General features: G+C 66.5%; 10 protein-coding genes and 1 pseudogene. 7 read left to right on the forward strand and 4 right to left on the reverse strand.

Annotated elements, in window-relative coordinates:
- Nucleotides 1-61: 61 nt before the first annotated feature.
- The 5 genes from fdh to AU197_RS14520 all read left to right on the forward strand — a co-directional run bounded on the left by fdh (nucleotide 62) and on the right by AU197_RS14520 (nucleotide 7834).
- Nucleotides 62-3343: a formate dehydrogenase gene (fdh, locus tag AU197_RS14500; protein ID WP_231744931.1), complete on the forward strand. Its 3282-nt coding sequence runs from the start codon at nucleotides 62-64 to the stop codon at nucleotides 3341-3343.
- On the forward strand, nucleotides 3340-4272 hold the full coding sequence (locus AU197_RS14505) for a 4Fe-4S dicluster domain-containing protein (protein WP_064403401.1): 933 nt from the start codon (nucleotides 3340-3342) through the stop codon (nucleotides 4270-4272). Before fdh ends, AU197_RS14505 begins: the two co-directional genes overlap by 4 nt.
- Nucleotides 4272-5228: an NrfD/PsrC family molybdoenzyme membrane anchor subunit gene (nrfD, locus tag AU197_RS14510; protein ID WP_064403402.1), complete on the forward strand. Its 957-nt coding sequence runs from the start codon at nucleotides 4272-4274 to the stop codon at nucleotides 5226-5228. Before AU197_RS14505 ends, nrfD begins: the two co-directional genes overlap by 1 nt.
- Before the next feature lie 101 nt (nucleotides 5229-5329).
- Nucleotides 5330-6679 (forward strand): MFS transporter, encoded by a 1350-nt coding sequence (locus tag AU197_RS14515; RefSeq protein WP_064403403.1) that lies wholly within the window; start codon nucleotides 5330-5332, stop codon nucleotides 6677-6679.
- A gap of 51 nt (nucleotides 6680-6730) precedes the next feature.
- A complete protein-coding gene (locus tag AU197_RS14520) occupies nucleotides 6731-7834 on the forward strand; it encodes an NAD(P)-dependent alcohol dehydrogenase (protein ID WP_082696678.1) in 1104 nt (367 codons plus the stop codon).
- A gap of 90 nt (nucleotides 7835-7924) precedes the next feature.
- Here AU197_RS14520 and AU197_RS14525 read toward each other — a convergent pair whose 3' ends face one another.
- Both AU197_RS14525 and ppk2 read right to left on the reverse strand, forming a co-directional pair.
- Nucleotides 7925-9205: an HNH endonuclease signature motif containing protein gene (locus tag AU197_RS14525; RefSeq protein WP_064403417.1), complete on the reverse strand. Its 1281-nt coding sequence runs from the start codon at nucleotides 9203-9205 to the stop codon at nucleotides 7925-7927.
- Nucleotides 9206-9243: 38 nt separating this feature from the next.
- A complete protein-coding gene (ppk2, locus tag AU197_RS14530) occupies nucleotides 9244-10134 on the reverse strand; it encodes a polyphosphate kinase 2 (RefSeq protein WP_064403405.1) in 891 nt (296 codons plus the stop codon).
- 65 nt (nucleotides 10135-10199) lie between these two features.
- On the opposite strand from ppk2, the gene AU197_RS14535 reads away from it, so the two are divergent.
- A complete protein-coding gene (locus AU197_RS14535) occupies nucleotides 10200-10835 on the forward strand; it encodes a rhomboid-like protein (protein WP_082696679.1) in 636 nt (211 codons plus the stop codon).
- Between the two features lie 13 nt (nucleotides 10836-10848).
- Here the strand turns inward: AU197_RS14535 and AU197_RS26640 are convergent, their stop codons facing one another.
- Both AU197_RS26640 and AU197_RS26645 read right to left on the reverse strand, forming a co-directional pair.
- On the reverse strand, nucleotides 10849-11154 hold the full coding sequence (locus AU197_RS26640; RefSeq protein ID WP_231744933.1) for a hypothetical protein: 306 nt from the start codon (nucleotides 11152-11154) through the stop codon (nucleotides 10849-10851).
- A 195-nt stretch (nucleotides 11155-11349) separates the two neighbouring features.
- Nucleotides 11350-11493: pseudogene (locus AU197_RS26645) on the reverse strand (DUF2510 domain-containing protein); the annotation flags it as partial.
- A 303-nt stretch (nucleotides 11494-11796) separates the two neighbouring features.
- On the opposite strand from AU197_RS26645, the gene AU197_RS14545 reads away from it, so the two are divergent.
- Nucleotides 11797-12726, forward strand: a complete 930-nt coding sequence (locus AU197_RS14545; protein WP_064403408.1) for an NAD(P)/FAD-dependent oxidoreductase — start codon at nucleotides 11797-11799, stop codon at nucleotides 12724-12726.
- Nucleotides 12727-12799 lie beyond the last annotated feature (73 nt).

A 12799-nucleotide genomic window follows, 5' to 3' on the forward strand; every position in this document is an offset into this window, starting at 1 on the left:
TGACAAGGCGCAACGCCGACATAAGTCAGCTTCGTGGCAACTGCGCCCGTAACGCGGTTTGATGGGGGTCGCGTCGGGTAAGGAGGCAACTGTGGACCTCAAGGGGCTGTTCGGGTCGTGGCCGGTGTACCGCCAGCTCACGGGTCAGGACCCGTTGGGGCGCGGCCGGGCCGCCCAGTCGAAGCGCTCGATGGAGTTGACCCCGCGCACCGTCGACGCCGACCGGGTCGCGCACTCCGTTTGCCCGTACTGCGCGGTCGGGTGCGCGCAGAAGGTCTACGTCAAGGACGAGAAGGTCATCCAGATCGAGGGCAACCCCGACAGCCCCATCTCGCGAGGCCGCCTGTGCCCCAAGGGTTCTGCGAGCAAGCAGCTCGTCACGGGTCCGCAACGGCTGACCAAGGTGCGCTACCGGCCGCCGTATGCCACCGAGTGGCAGGAACTCGATCTGGACACCGCGATGGACATGGTCGCCGACCGGGTGCTCGACGCCCGCGAGAAAGGTTGGCAGCAGTTCGACGCGGACCGCAACACGCTGCGCCGCACCATGGGCATCGCGAGCTTGGGCGGCGCAACGCTGGACAACGAAGAGAACTACCTGATCAAGAAGCTTTTCACCGCCTTGGGGGCGTTACAGATCGAGAACCAGGCGCGTATTTGACACAGCGCCACGGTTCCCGGTCTGGGAGCCTCCTTCGGTCGCGGCGGGGCGACGGACTACCAGCAGAACCTCGCTAATTCGGACTTCATCGTGATCATGGGTTCGAACATGGCCGAGGCCCATCCAGTCGGATTCCAGTGGGTGGTCGAGGCCAAGGCGGGCGGCGCCAAGGTCGTGCACATCGACCCGCGCTTCACCCGCACCAGCGCGCTGGCCGACCGCCATCTGACGCTGCGGGCGGGCAGCGACATCGCGTTCCTCGGCGGTGTCATCAACTACATCCTGAGCAACGACCTCGACTTCCGCGAGTACGTCACCGCCTACACCAACGCCTCGTTCATCGTCGACGAGCGGTTCGCCGACGCCGAGGACCTCGACGGGTTGTTCTCCGGCTACGACGACGAAACCGCCTCCTACGACCCGTCGACGTGGCAGTACGAACGCACCGACCCCGAAAGCGGCGGCGCCGAGGCCAAAGAGCACGCGGCGGCCGACGAAAGCGGGTCCGGCGGGCCGCCGGTCGAGGGTGGGGCGGGCCAGATCCCGAGTGATGCGACGCTGCAGCATCCACGCTGCGTCTACCAAATCCTCAAACGGCATTACGCCCGCTACACACCGGAGATGGTCGAGCGCGTGTGCGGTGTGCCGGCGTCGGAGTTCCTCGACATCGCGCGGGCCTGGACCGAGAACTCCGGCCGCGAGCGCACCGCCGCACTGGTCTACAGCGTCGGGTGGACCCAGCACACGATGGGCGCGCAGTTCATCCGCGCCGGCGCGATCATCCAACTGCTGCTGGGCAACATCGGCCGCCCCGGCGGCGGAGTATTCGCGCTGCGCGGGCACGCCAGCATCCAGGGCTCGACCGACGTGCCGACGCTGTTCAACCTGCTGCCCGGCTACCTCGCGATGCCGCACGCCGGTCAGGAGACGCTGGCCGATCACCTCGACGACGTCAAGAGCCGCAACCAGAAAGGCTTCTGGCACAAGGCCGATACCTACATGGTGTCGCTGCTCAAGGAGTACTGGGGCGAGCACGCTACCGCCGACAACGACTTCTGCTTCGACTACCTGCCCCGCATCGACGGCGACCACGGCACCTATCGCACGGTGATGGACATGGTCGACGGCAAGGTGTTCGGGTACTTCCTGCTCGGGCAGAACCCGGCGGTCGGATCCGCGCACGGACGGTTGCAACGCCTCGGCATGGCCAACCTGGACTGGCTGGTGGTGCGCGACCTCGTCGAGATCGAGAGCGCGACGTTCTGGAAGAACGCGCCGGAGATCGAGACCGGCGAGATCGACCCGGAAACGTGTCGCACCGAGGTGTTCCTGTTCCCCGCGGCCTCGCACGTCGAGAAGTCCGGCACGTTCACCCAGACGCAGCGCAAGCTTCAGTGGCGCGAACAGGCGGTCGAACCGTCGGGCGATGCCCGCTCCGAGCTCTGGTTCTTCTACCACCTGGGTCGTATTCTGCGCGAAAAGCTCGCCGGCTCAACCGATGAGCGCGACCGACCGGTGCTGGATCTGTCGTGGGACTACCGGTTGGACGGTGACGAGCCGTCGGCCGACGACGTGCTCCGGCGCATCAGCGGTGTCGATCTGACGACGGGTCGCGCCGTCGACAACTATCTCTCGCTTAAGGCCGACGGCTCCACCATGTGTGGCTGCTGGATCTACAGCGGCGTCTACGCCGACGAGATCAACCAGGCCGCCCGCCGGGAGCCCGGCGATGACGCGCAGTGGGGCTGGGTGTGGCCGATGAACCGCCGCGTGCTCTACAACCGCGCGTCGGCCGACTTGCAGGGCCGGCCGTGGAGCGAGCGCAAGAAGCTCATCTGGTGGGACGCCGAGAAAGGGGAGTGGACCGGCTACGACGTCCCGGATTTCGAGAAGAACAAGCCGCCGGACTACGAACCGCCCGATGACGCAGACGGTGTCGAGGCGCTGCGCGGCGACGACGCGTTCGTCATGCAGGCCGACGGCAAGGGCTGGCTGTTCGCGCCCAACGGTGTGCTCGACGGACCGTTGCCGACGCACTACGAACCGCACGAGTCGCCGATGGCCAATGCGCTCTACCAGCAGCAGGGCAACCCGGCGCGCAAGGTGTACGGGCGCGCGGACAACCCGTCGAACCCGTCGCCGCCGGAACTGCACGGCGAGGTGTTCCCCTTCGTCTTCACCGCCGCACGGTTGACCGAGCATCACACGGCGGGCGGGATGAGCCGCCAGCTGCCGTATCTGAGCGAGCTGCAGCCGGGCCTGTTCGTCGAGGTGTCACCGGAACTGGCGGCCGAACGCGGTCTGACGCACATGGAATGGGCGCACGTGGTGACCAGCCGCTCGGCAGTCGACGCGCGGGTGTTCGTGACCGATCGGATGCGACCGCTGCGGGTCGAGGACCGGGTGGTGCATCAGGTCTGGATGCCGTACCACTGGGGCAGCGTCGGGTTGATCGACGGCGACGTCGTCAACGACCTGCTCGGGGTGGTCGCCGATCCCAACGTGTTCATTCAGGAGAGCAAGGTCGCGACATGTGACATCCAACCGGGGCGTCGGCCGCGGGGACCGGCGCTGCTGCAGTACATCGCGATGTACCGCGAGCGTGCCCGCATCACCCCCGAGACGGGCACCAACCTGGACACCACCGAGCCGTCCGAAGACCACACCGAGGAACAGCCATGAGCCACAACAGCTTCTACGGCCCGCTCGACGACGTGGCCGCCGATGCGGGATACGGTGAACATCCCCCGCGGATGGGCTTTTTCACCGACACCTCGGTGTGCATCGGCTGCAAGGCATGCGAGGTCGCGTGCAAGGAGTGGAACGAGGTCCCTGTCTCTGGGGATGGGGACGGTTACAACCTGCTGGGGATGTCGTTCGACAACACCGGTGAGCTGGGCGCGAATTCGTGGCGCCACGTCGCGTTCATCGAGCAGCCGTCGGGCGGGCGAGGCTGGGAAGGAGAAGACCGGCAGGAACGCGTGGACTTGGGAATGCCCGGCTTCGAGCGCCCCGGAGACACGATGAGCGCCGAGACCCGGCAGGACTTCCGCTGGTTGATGAGCAGCGACGTCTGCAAGCACTGCACTCACGCCGGCTGTCTCGATGTGTGCCCGACGGGCGCGCTGTTTCGCACCGAGTTCGCGACCGTCGTTGTGCAGCAGGACATCTGCAACGGATGCGGTTACTGCGTGTCGGGCTGCCCGTACGGGGTGATCGAGCGGCGGGAGGGCGACGGCCGCGCCTGGAAGTGCACGCTGTGCTACGACCGGCTGCGCGACGGGCTCGAGCCGGCCTGCGCGAAGGCGTGCCCGACGGACTCCATCCAGTTCGGCGTGCTCGACGAGTTGCGTGAACGGGCCGCGTTGCGCGTCAACCAGTTACACGAACGCGGCATCACCGAGGCGCGGCTGTACGGTGAGGATCCCAACGACGGTGTCGGCGGCGACGGTGCGTTTTTCCTGTTGCTCGACGAACCGGAGGTGTACGGGCTGCCGCCGGATCCGGTGGTCCCGACACGCGACATGGGCGCGATGTGGCGTTACGCGGGTATGGCGGCGTCGGCGATGATCGGCATCGCGGTGTCGTCGTTCTTCGGCAGGCGCAGCTGATGCCCCGCGAACAACTCGCCGTGCCGCAGGCCGAGTTCCGCTCCTACTACGGCAAGCAGATCCTCAAGAGCCCGGTGTGGGACTGGAGAATCGCGGCGTACCTGTTCTGCGGCGGGCTGTCCGGCGGCTCGGCGATGCTCGCGGCGGGCGCGGACCTGACGGGACGGACCGATTTGTGCAAGGTCACCCGAATCGGTTCGCTGGTCAGCATTTTGGCCAGCCTGTACTTTCTGATCGCCGACCTCGGGCGGCCCGAGCGGTTCCACCACATGCTGCGGGTGGCCAAACCGAGCTCGCCGATGAGCATGGGCACCTGGATCCTCTCGGCGTACGGCCCGGGGTCGGGCGTGATCGCGGTCGCGGAACTGATGCCGCGTCGGCTGCGCCGCACAGCGCTGGGCCGCCTGGTGGAAAGGGCGGCGCGACCGGCCGGGCTGTGGGCGGCGGCAACGGCGCCCGCAGTGGCGTCGTACACCGCAGTTCTGTTGTCGCAGACGGCGGTTCCGGCATGGCGGGAGGCCCACCCGTATCTGCCGTTCGTGTTCACAGGTTCGGCGGCGGCCAGCGGCGCCGGGCTCGGCATGTTGTTGGCGCCCTACGACGAGGCCGGTCCGGCGCGGCGCATGGCCGTGCTGGGCGCGGGTATGGAGGTGGCGGCGTCGCGGGTGATGGAGCGGCGACTGGGCTTGGAAGGTGAGGCGTACACCACGGGGCGTCCGCACCGGCTGCGCCAACTGTCCGAGGCGCTGACGGTCGGGGGAGCCGTCGGGGCGGCGGTCGGACGGAACCGATCGACGATGGTCGCCTCGGGTGCGGCGCTGCTCCTGGGCAGCGCGCTGCAGCGATTCGGTGTGTTCGAGGCCGGCGTGGCCTCGACGCGTGACCCGAAGTACGTCGTGGTGCCGCAGCGGGAGCGCGTGGATGCGCGCGAGCGCCTACGCACGAGAATGCACTGAGGGCTGTTCACGACCGACCACGACCCTGAGTGCGGTCTGGCCCATAGGACCGTGAACAACATCCATCCGACCGGGTGCTCGGTCGGATACCGTGTCCGTCCATGACCGTACCGACCACCGAAGCGCAACCGCCGCGGTCGACTCCCGCCCAGACCAGGCGGGCGATCTGGAACACGATCCGCGGCTCGTCGGGCAACCTCGTCGAGTGGTACGACGTCTACATCTACACGGTGTTCGCCTCGTACTTCGAAGCACAGTTCTTCGACGAGTCCGAGAAGAACTCGACGGTGTACGTGTATGCGATCTTCGCGGTCACCTTCGTGATGCGCCCCGTCGGATCCTGGTTCTTCGGACGGTTCGCCGACCGGAGGGGACGGCGCGCCGCGCTGACGGTCAGTGTGTCGCTGATGGCGTTCTGTTCCATGGTGATCGCACTGGTGCCGTCGCAAGCGACCATCGGGGTCGCCGCGCCGATCGTCCTTGTACTCGCCCGCCTGGTACAGGGGTTCGCGACCGGCGGTGAGTACGGGACGTCGGCGACCTACATGTCCGAGGCGGCGACCCGCGAGCGTCGCGGCTTCTTCTCGAGCTTCCAGTACGTGACCCTGGTGGGCGGGCACGTGCTGGCGCAGTTCACGCTGCTGGTGCTCGACGCGTTCCTCGACGAGGACCAGCTGCACGACTTCGGCTGGCGCATCGGTTTCGCGATCGGAGGGGTCGCGGCGGTCGTGGTGTTCTGGCTGCGTCGCACCATGGACGAATCGCTGTCCGAGGACGTCATCGAGGCGACCAAAGCCGGCGAGGACAAGGGTGCGGGCTCCATGCGCGAGTTGTTCACCCGCTACTGGAAACCGCTGCTGCTGTGCTTCCTGATCACCATGGGCGGCACCGTCGCGTTCTACACCTACAGCGTCAACGCGCCGGCGATCGTGAAGACCGCCTATAAGGGCGAAGGTATGACGGGCACGTGGATCAACCTGATCGGCCTGATCTTCCTGATGCTGCTGCAGCCGGTCGGCGGGATGGTCAGCGACAAGGTCGGACGCAAACCGTTGCTGCTGTGGTTCGGATTCGGTGGGCTGGTCTACACCTACATCCTGATCACTTATCTGCCCGAAACACGTTCGCCGCTCACCTCTTTCCTGCTGGTGGCGGTTGGATACGTCATCCTCACCGGCTACACCTCGATCAACGCGCTGGTCAAGTCGGAGCTGTTCCCGGTGCACGTTCGCGCGCTCGGCGTCGGGGTGGGCTACGCGTTGGCGAACTCGATGTTCGGCGGCACGGCGCCGTTGATCTACCAGGCGCTCAAAGAACGCGACCAGGTGCCGCTGTTCATCGGTTACGTCACCGTGTGCATCGCGATCTCGCTCCTCGTATACATCTTCGCGCTGAAGAACAAGTCCGAGACGTTCCTGGACCGCGAGCGGGGACACGCGTTCGTCCGCTGACGTTCAGCCGCCCCTCGACGGAGGTGGCGCCCGCATGGAGGTGGCACTGTCATGACCAGATCCGAAACAATGCGCCGTGCGGCGGTCCTGACCGATTTCGGCGACAGCAGCCGATTCGCGATCGCGCAGCTGCCGATGCCGACTGTGCGGCGGCCCGATGAAGTGCTGGTCGAAGTCGCCGCGACCAGTGTAAATCCGATCGAGTGGAAGATGCGCGAGGGTCTGGGCTTGCCGAAGTCGTTGTGGCGCCGACTCATTGGCTCGCCGATGATCCTCGGGCAGGACTTTGCCGGGGTTGTCCTTGAAGCCGGTCCGGAGGCCGACGGCTTCCGGCCGGGCGATGCCGTGATGGGCGTCAAACCGATAGCGGGAAGCTACACAACGCATCTCACGATCAGGACGAGTGGGCGCCGTGCGGCGATCGTTCACATACCCCGTGGTGTGGCCCACGACGACGCGGCGCTCGTTCCGTTCGCTGGGCTCGTCGCGTATGCGGGTCTGGTCACTTACGGCGGTCTACGTCCCGGGGCAAGCGGCAGTCGCGTGCTGGTCGTCGGCGCCTCCGGTGGCGTTGGGCACTTGGCCGTGCAGATCGCGGTCAAGGGGCTGGATGCCGAGGTCGTGGGAGTATCGAGCTCACGCAACGAAGCCTTCGTCACCGGACTCGGCGCGCAGACCGTCGTGCCATATGATCGCATCGCCAAGTCCGAGTACCCCCAACGTTTTTCGGACTGGGCGCACAGTTTCGACCTCATCCTCGACTGCGTCGGCGACGACAGCTACTACACCGAGCTTGCCCCGTGGGCACTCGAGGCATCGGGGCGGTATGTGACCGTGGCGTTGCCGTCGCTCCAGCCGGGGCGGCCGGGCGAGGACGTCGGGCTGCGAGAGGGGGCGGTCTTGATAACGCGGTTGGCACGCCGTTATGCGACGAACCGGTATCGCCTGGTGCCCGGACTCTTCGGCTTGCCCGCTCGAGAGGGGCTGCCGAAGTTGGCGCGCTGGATGGCGGAAGGTCAGCTGGTACCCCGAACCGCGTCTGCCTATCACTTGGACGACATCGCTGCCGCGCATCACGAAAGCGAGGCCGGCCGCACAGTCGGGAAGATCGCTGTCCACGTCTCCGACGCGGGCCGGGCATCATCGGCTAGCTGAAGCCGATCAGTACGAACCCAAACCGCCCACGAGTACTGCTAGACACGAAACACGCGATGTCGCAGTGTAGTTGACTGATTTGCGGAGTGTTCAGTTTGTGCTTGGTGGTGGCTGGGGTTCGTAGGGGTCGTACCATTTCCATTGGGCGCGTTCGCCGCGGGGTCCGGGGCAGGGTGGGACCGTTGGTGGTGATCCGGTGGGTGGGTGTGCGAGTGATCCGGGGTCCAGGGGTTCGCCGTCGCTGCCGGTGACGCGGAGTCGGTCGGCGGGGCCGGTGATGATGATCTGACCGCGGTGGTGCATGCGGTGGTGGTAGGGGCACACCAGCACCAGGTTGTGCAGTTCGGTGGGTCCGCCGTCTTCCCAGTGCACGATGTGGTGGGCGTGCAGCCCGCGGGTGGCCCAGCAGCCGGGTACTTGGCAGGTGCGGTCGCGGTGTTCGAGTGCTCGGCGTAGTCGGCGGCTGATCACCCGTGTCGAGCGTCCGGATCCGATGACTTGGCCGTGACGTTGGAGCCATACTTGGCAGGTGGTGTCGCACAACAGCATGCGCCGATCGGCTTCGGATAACACCGGTCCCAGGTGCGGCCAGGCTGCAGGTTTGTCCAGGTCCAGGTGCACGATGACGGTGGTGTGTTGATCGTGGGGGCGTCGAGCCGCCTCGGCGTCCCAGCTGGTGTGCACGAGGCGCATGAACGCATCGGCAAGGGTGGGAAACGGCGGGCGGCACCGCAAATCGCCGAGCTGTCGGCGTTCGTGGGTATTAGCGCCGGTGTCGGGGCCGTGGTCGGCGGTGTGCTCGCCGATCAGCGCGTCGCGGTGTGATTGCAGGGCGGCGTCGAATTTGGCGGCCTCGAGGTGAGGCAGGGTGATGCGGTAGGTGGTGGCTTGCTCGCCGACGGTTTTGCTGATGCCGCGCGGGGGGTCGCGGTGGTCGGGTTGGGGGCGCGGTTCGAGTTTGATAGCGAACCGTAGTTGGTTGACCGTGGCCACCGTGGCCATCTCGGCGTAGTGCTCATCAGAGCCCTCCCCGGCGTACTGGGCGATGACCCCGACCTGATCCAGCGACAGGCGGCCCTGGCGCATTTCGGTGGTGCAGCGCGGGAACTCGTCGAAGCGCTGCGCCACGGCGGCCACGTTTTTGGCGGTGGCATCTGCCATGCCCAGTTTCCAGGCCACCAGCGCTTTGACCGAGCGCACACCTTCGGCGTGTGCCCACAGCCCGTCGCGGTCGATCTCGGCAACGAGCTCCACGATGCGCCCGTCGATGGCGTTGCGCTGTCCCGACAACTCGGCCAACTGCCCCAACAGGCCCACAAAACGCTCGTGAGGGCCCACATCCACCTGGACATCCGAAGCAGAAACCGACATGACCACATCATCACAGAAGGGTCCGACAATTCGGCGCGTCAATCCTCCAGCGCCCGGCCCACGATCAACGGATCAGGCTCACCGACCACTTCCTCATCCTTGTCGTCATAATCGAAGCGCGACAACAGGTATCGCATCGCATTGATCCGACCCCGCTTCTTGTCGTTACTCTTCACCACGATCCAGGGTGCATAGTCGGTGTCGGTCGCGACGAACATCTCTTCCTTAGCCCTGGTGTACTCCTCCCAGCGGTTAACCGCTTCCATGTCCATCGACGAGAACTTCCACTGCCGCAGCGGATCGACCAACCGGATCGCGAACCGCGTCCGCTGCTCGGCCGGCGACACCGAGAACCAGAACTTGGTGAGATGGAGCCCCGAGTTCACCAGCATCTCCTCGAACGCCGGTGCCTGCCGCATGAACTCGGCATGCTGTTTGGGCGTGCAGAAGCCCATCACCCTCTCCACGCCGGCGCGGTTGTACCAGGAGCGGTCGAACAGCACCATCTCCCCGCCGGTCGGCAGATGCCTGACGTAACGCTGGAAGTACCACTGCGACTTCTCTTCCTCCGTCGGCTTCTCCAGCGCGACCACCCGTGCGCCGCGTGGGTTGAGGTGCTCCATGAACCGTTGGATCGAGCCGCCCTTACCCGCCGCGTCCCGGCCCTCGAACACGATGACGTGGCGCGCGCCGGTGCGCTTGCTCCAGTTCTGCAGCTTCAGCAGCTCGATCTGCAGGCGCCGTTTGGTCCGCTCGTATTCATCGCGACTCATCCGCTCGTCGTACGGATACCGTTCGCGCCACGTCTCGACCGGCTTGCCGTCGCGGTCGAGCAGGACCGGATCGTCTTCGTCCTCGTCGTTGACGGTGTATCCGTGGTCGTCGGTCGACAGCGCGTCGAGGTCGATCTCCGAGTCTGCAGTCGTCATGTCCCGCTCCTAACGACGTTCGCCTACCCGCAGGGCAGCGCCGTCAATCGCGCTAATCTCTGCGGGTGCGGCTTCTCCGCGCCGTCGCCGGCGCCCCGTTCAGTTTCGCGTGGCTGCTCGTCTTGCTCGTCACGACGCGTGTGCAGCGCTCGGCCGGACATCGGGGCTCGCGACGGATCCAGCGCAGGAACTCCACGAACCTGCGCCGGCTGCGCAGCGAACCCCATCGGGTGCTCACCACCAGCTTGTTCTGGCTCGACGACCACAGGTGGTGGCCCTACGCCCCGGTGTTCGTCGGTGTCGTCGCGCCGGCGGAGCGCCGATTGGGTTGGTGGCGTTGGCTTCTCGTCGGCATCTGCGCCCACGTCGTCGCCACCTACGTCGGCCAGAGCTATCTGCGGTTCCTCATCCGCAAGGGGCGCGCGCCGCAGCGGCTCGAGAACGCCCGCGACGTCGGGGTGAGCTACTTCGTCCTCGGGGTGGCCGGTGCCCTGTCGGGTTACACCCGCAGGCCGTGGCGCTCCGGTGCCCAGACTGTGGCCGCGCTGGCGCTGGCCGGTAACGCCGCCGCCCGGCCCACGTTCACCGAAGTCGGCCACCTGACCGCGTTCCTCGTCGGCCTCGTGGCAGTGCCGCTGGCACCGGATCGCGACGGCCAGCCGTACCCGGGCATACCCCGACGAGCACCCGAAACCCGATAACAGCTCGGGTGCGTTACAGGTTCACTCCGGTATTCGGCGGCGGCGGGTACTGCCCGTAAATGCCCTCCGGATCTCCTTCGGCGTACAGCCTGGCCTGGTGATCGGCACGGGCGGCCAGGACATCACGGCGATACTGCTCGCGAAGCTCATGAGCCTTCAACTCGGCGGCGGTCTTCTGTTTCCAGAAGAAGAACCCGCCCGCGCCGACTAGCAGAACCAACACAACGAGCAACCACGGATGCTGGGCGACGTTGCCGAGCACGATGAGCCCGAGAACCACGCCCGCGACGATGAGTGGAGTCCGGGATCTCTTGCTCACGGTCACACCACCGGGACCACCACCCACCGCGACCGACGTGCCCGACGACCCACTGAAGACGGCGCACAGAATCCAGATCGGAACCCACAGCCCGCAGGAAAGAATCGTCAGTATGAGATGAAGCGCGTGGTTTGCTCCTCCGCCAGATGACACCGCCACGGCAACAGCGGATGGTGCCGCGACGCTCGGTGGTGGCGTCGGCACGAAGTGCTGCGTCCACCGCTGACCGTCGTAATAGCGCTGCCCCGGCTGGCCGCTGGGATCAGGAAACCAGCCGGCGTTCACTGCCCACACCATTCTTCTCGGGACACAGTGCCCCCCTTCGTCGTCGACGGTCATCGATCTGCCAACCGATCCGACGCCCGCAATTCCACGAGCAGTGTCTGAAGTGCCCGCGACGGCACTGGAACTTCTCGCGTAGTCGATATGCACGACGCCGGATCGGCCGGCCCGGTTCAGAAGTTACGGAACGTCGGTGACCCTGGAATCAGGGATTTCCCTATGATCAGTTTGCTGGCTGATCGCGCGACGGCTTTTCCGCACTTGCCCGGCCGATCAAGGCGACGGGGCGTATGACACCCCGCTGACCTCAGCGCATCGACGCGAAGGTTTCACAACCTCCACCTCGGGAACGATGGGGCCATGGATTGGGAATGTGCCGTTGTCGGGGGCGGGGCCGCGGGGCTGAGCGCCGCCCTCGTCTTGGGGCGGGCGAGGCGACGCACGGTCGTCATCGACGCCGACGAGCAGAGCAACCGGGCCTCGAATGTCATCGGCGGTCTGCTCGGCTACGACCAGCGTCCCCCCGCCGAGCTGTACGCACAAGGACGCCGCGAGCTGACGGCCTACCCCAGCGTCGAGTACCGGCACGGCCAGATCGTCAGCGGCCGCCCGGTCGACAACGGCTTCGTCCTCGAACCCGACGATGGCGATCCCATTCTCGCCAAGAGGGTCCTGCTCGCGACCGGCATGCAGTACTGCCCGCCGGACCTGCCGGGACTCGCCGAGCTGTGGGGCACCTCGGTTTTTCAGTGCCCGTTCTGCCACGGCTGGGAGATGCGCGACAAGCGGCTCGCCACCATGGCCGCCGGCGAAGAGGCGATGCACTCCGCGCTGATGCTTCGCGGCTGGAGCGACGACGTCGTCCTGCTGACCGATGGACGCACCGACCTGTCGCCCGCCGACAAGAAGGTGCTGCAAACCGCCGACGTCACCATCGAAGACCGTCGCGTCGTCGAATTGCTCAGCGAGGACGGCAAACTGAGCGCGATCGCGTTCGCCGACGGCGACCGGCTGCCCCGCGACGGCCTGCTCGTCGAGGCGCCCCTCAAGCAACGCTCACCGCTCGCCGACCAGCTGGGGGCCGCGTGCACTCCCGGCCCCCTGGCCGCGGACACCATCAGCATCGACCCGATTCACCGCACCGAGGCCAGCGGTGTGTTCGCCGCCGGCGACCTCTGCAGCGAACAGCCCTATGTCGCAGGCGCGATCGCCGCGGGATCGAAGGCGGCGATGATCATCGTGCAGAGCCTGCTGGCCGACGAGTTCAGCCTGCCGTACCCGCCGATCTAGCTGTACTGACCTGAGAGGTTAGGTACACGACTGGCTGGTGGCTGACCGCCGAGTGCTGTGTGGCCGCGGTGGT

This window comes from Mycobacterium sp. IS-1590 (genome assembly GCF_001500025.1).
In the GTDB taxonomy this organism is placed as follows: Bacteria; Actinomycetota; Actinomycetes; order Mycobacteriales; family Mycobacteriaceae; genus Mycobacterium.

What these genes read in the sequence shown, in the direction of transcription:
- AU197_RS14545 (WP_064403408.1), top strand. Translation starts at nt 11,797, where the DNA reads ATGGATTGGGAATGTGCCGTTGTCGGGGGCGGGGCCGCGGGGCTGAGC.
- AU197_RS14525 (WP_064403417.1), bottom strand. Translation starts at nt 9,205, where the DNA reads ATGTCGGTTTCTGCTTCGGATGTCCAGGTGGATGTGGGCCCTCACGAG.
- AU197_RS14515 (WP_064403403.1), top strand. Translation starts at nt 5,330, where the DNA reads ATGACCGTACCGACCACCGAAGCGCAACCGCCGCGGTCGACTCCCGCC.
- nrfD (WP_064403402.1), top strand. Translation starts at nt 4,272, where the DNA reads ATGCCCCGCGAACAACTCGCCGTGCCGCAGGCCGAGTTCCGCTCCTAC.
- AU197_RS14520 (WP_082696678.1), top strand. Translation starts at nt 6,731, where the DNA reads ATGACCAGATCCGAAACAATGCGCCGTGCGGCGGTCCTGACCGATTTC.
- ppk2 (WP_064403405.1), bottom strand. Translation starts at nt 10,134, where the DNA reads ATGACGACTGCAGACTCGGAGATCGACCTCGACGCGCTGTCGACCGAC.
- AU197_RS14505 (WP_064403401.1), top strand. Translation starts at nt 3,340, where the DNA reads ATGAGCCACAACAGCTTCTACGGCCCGCTCGACGACGTGGCCGCCGAT.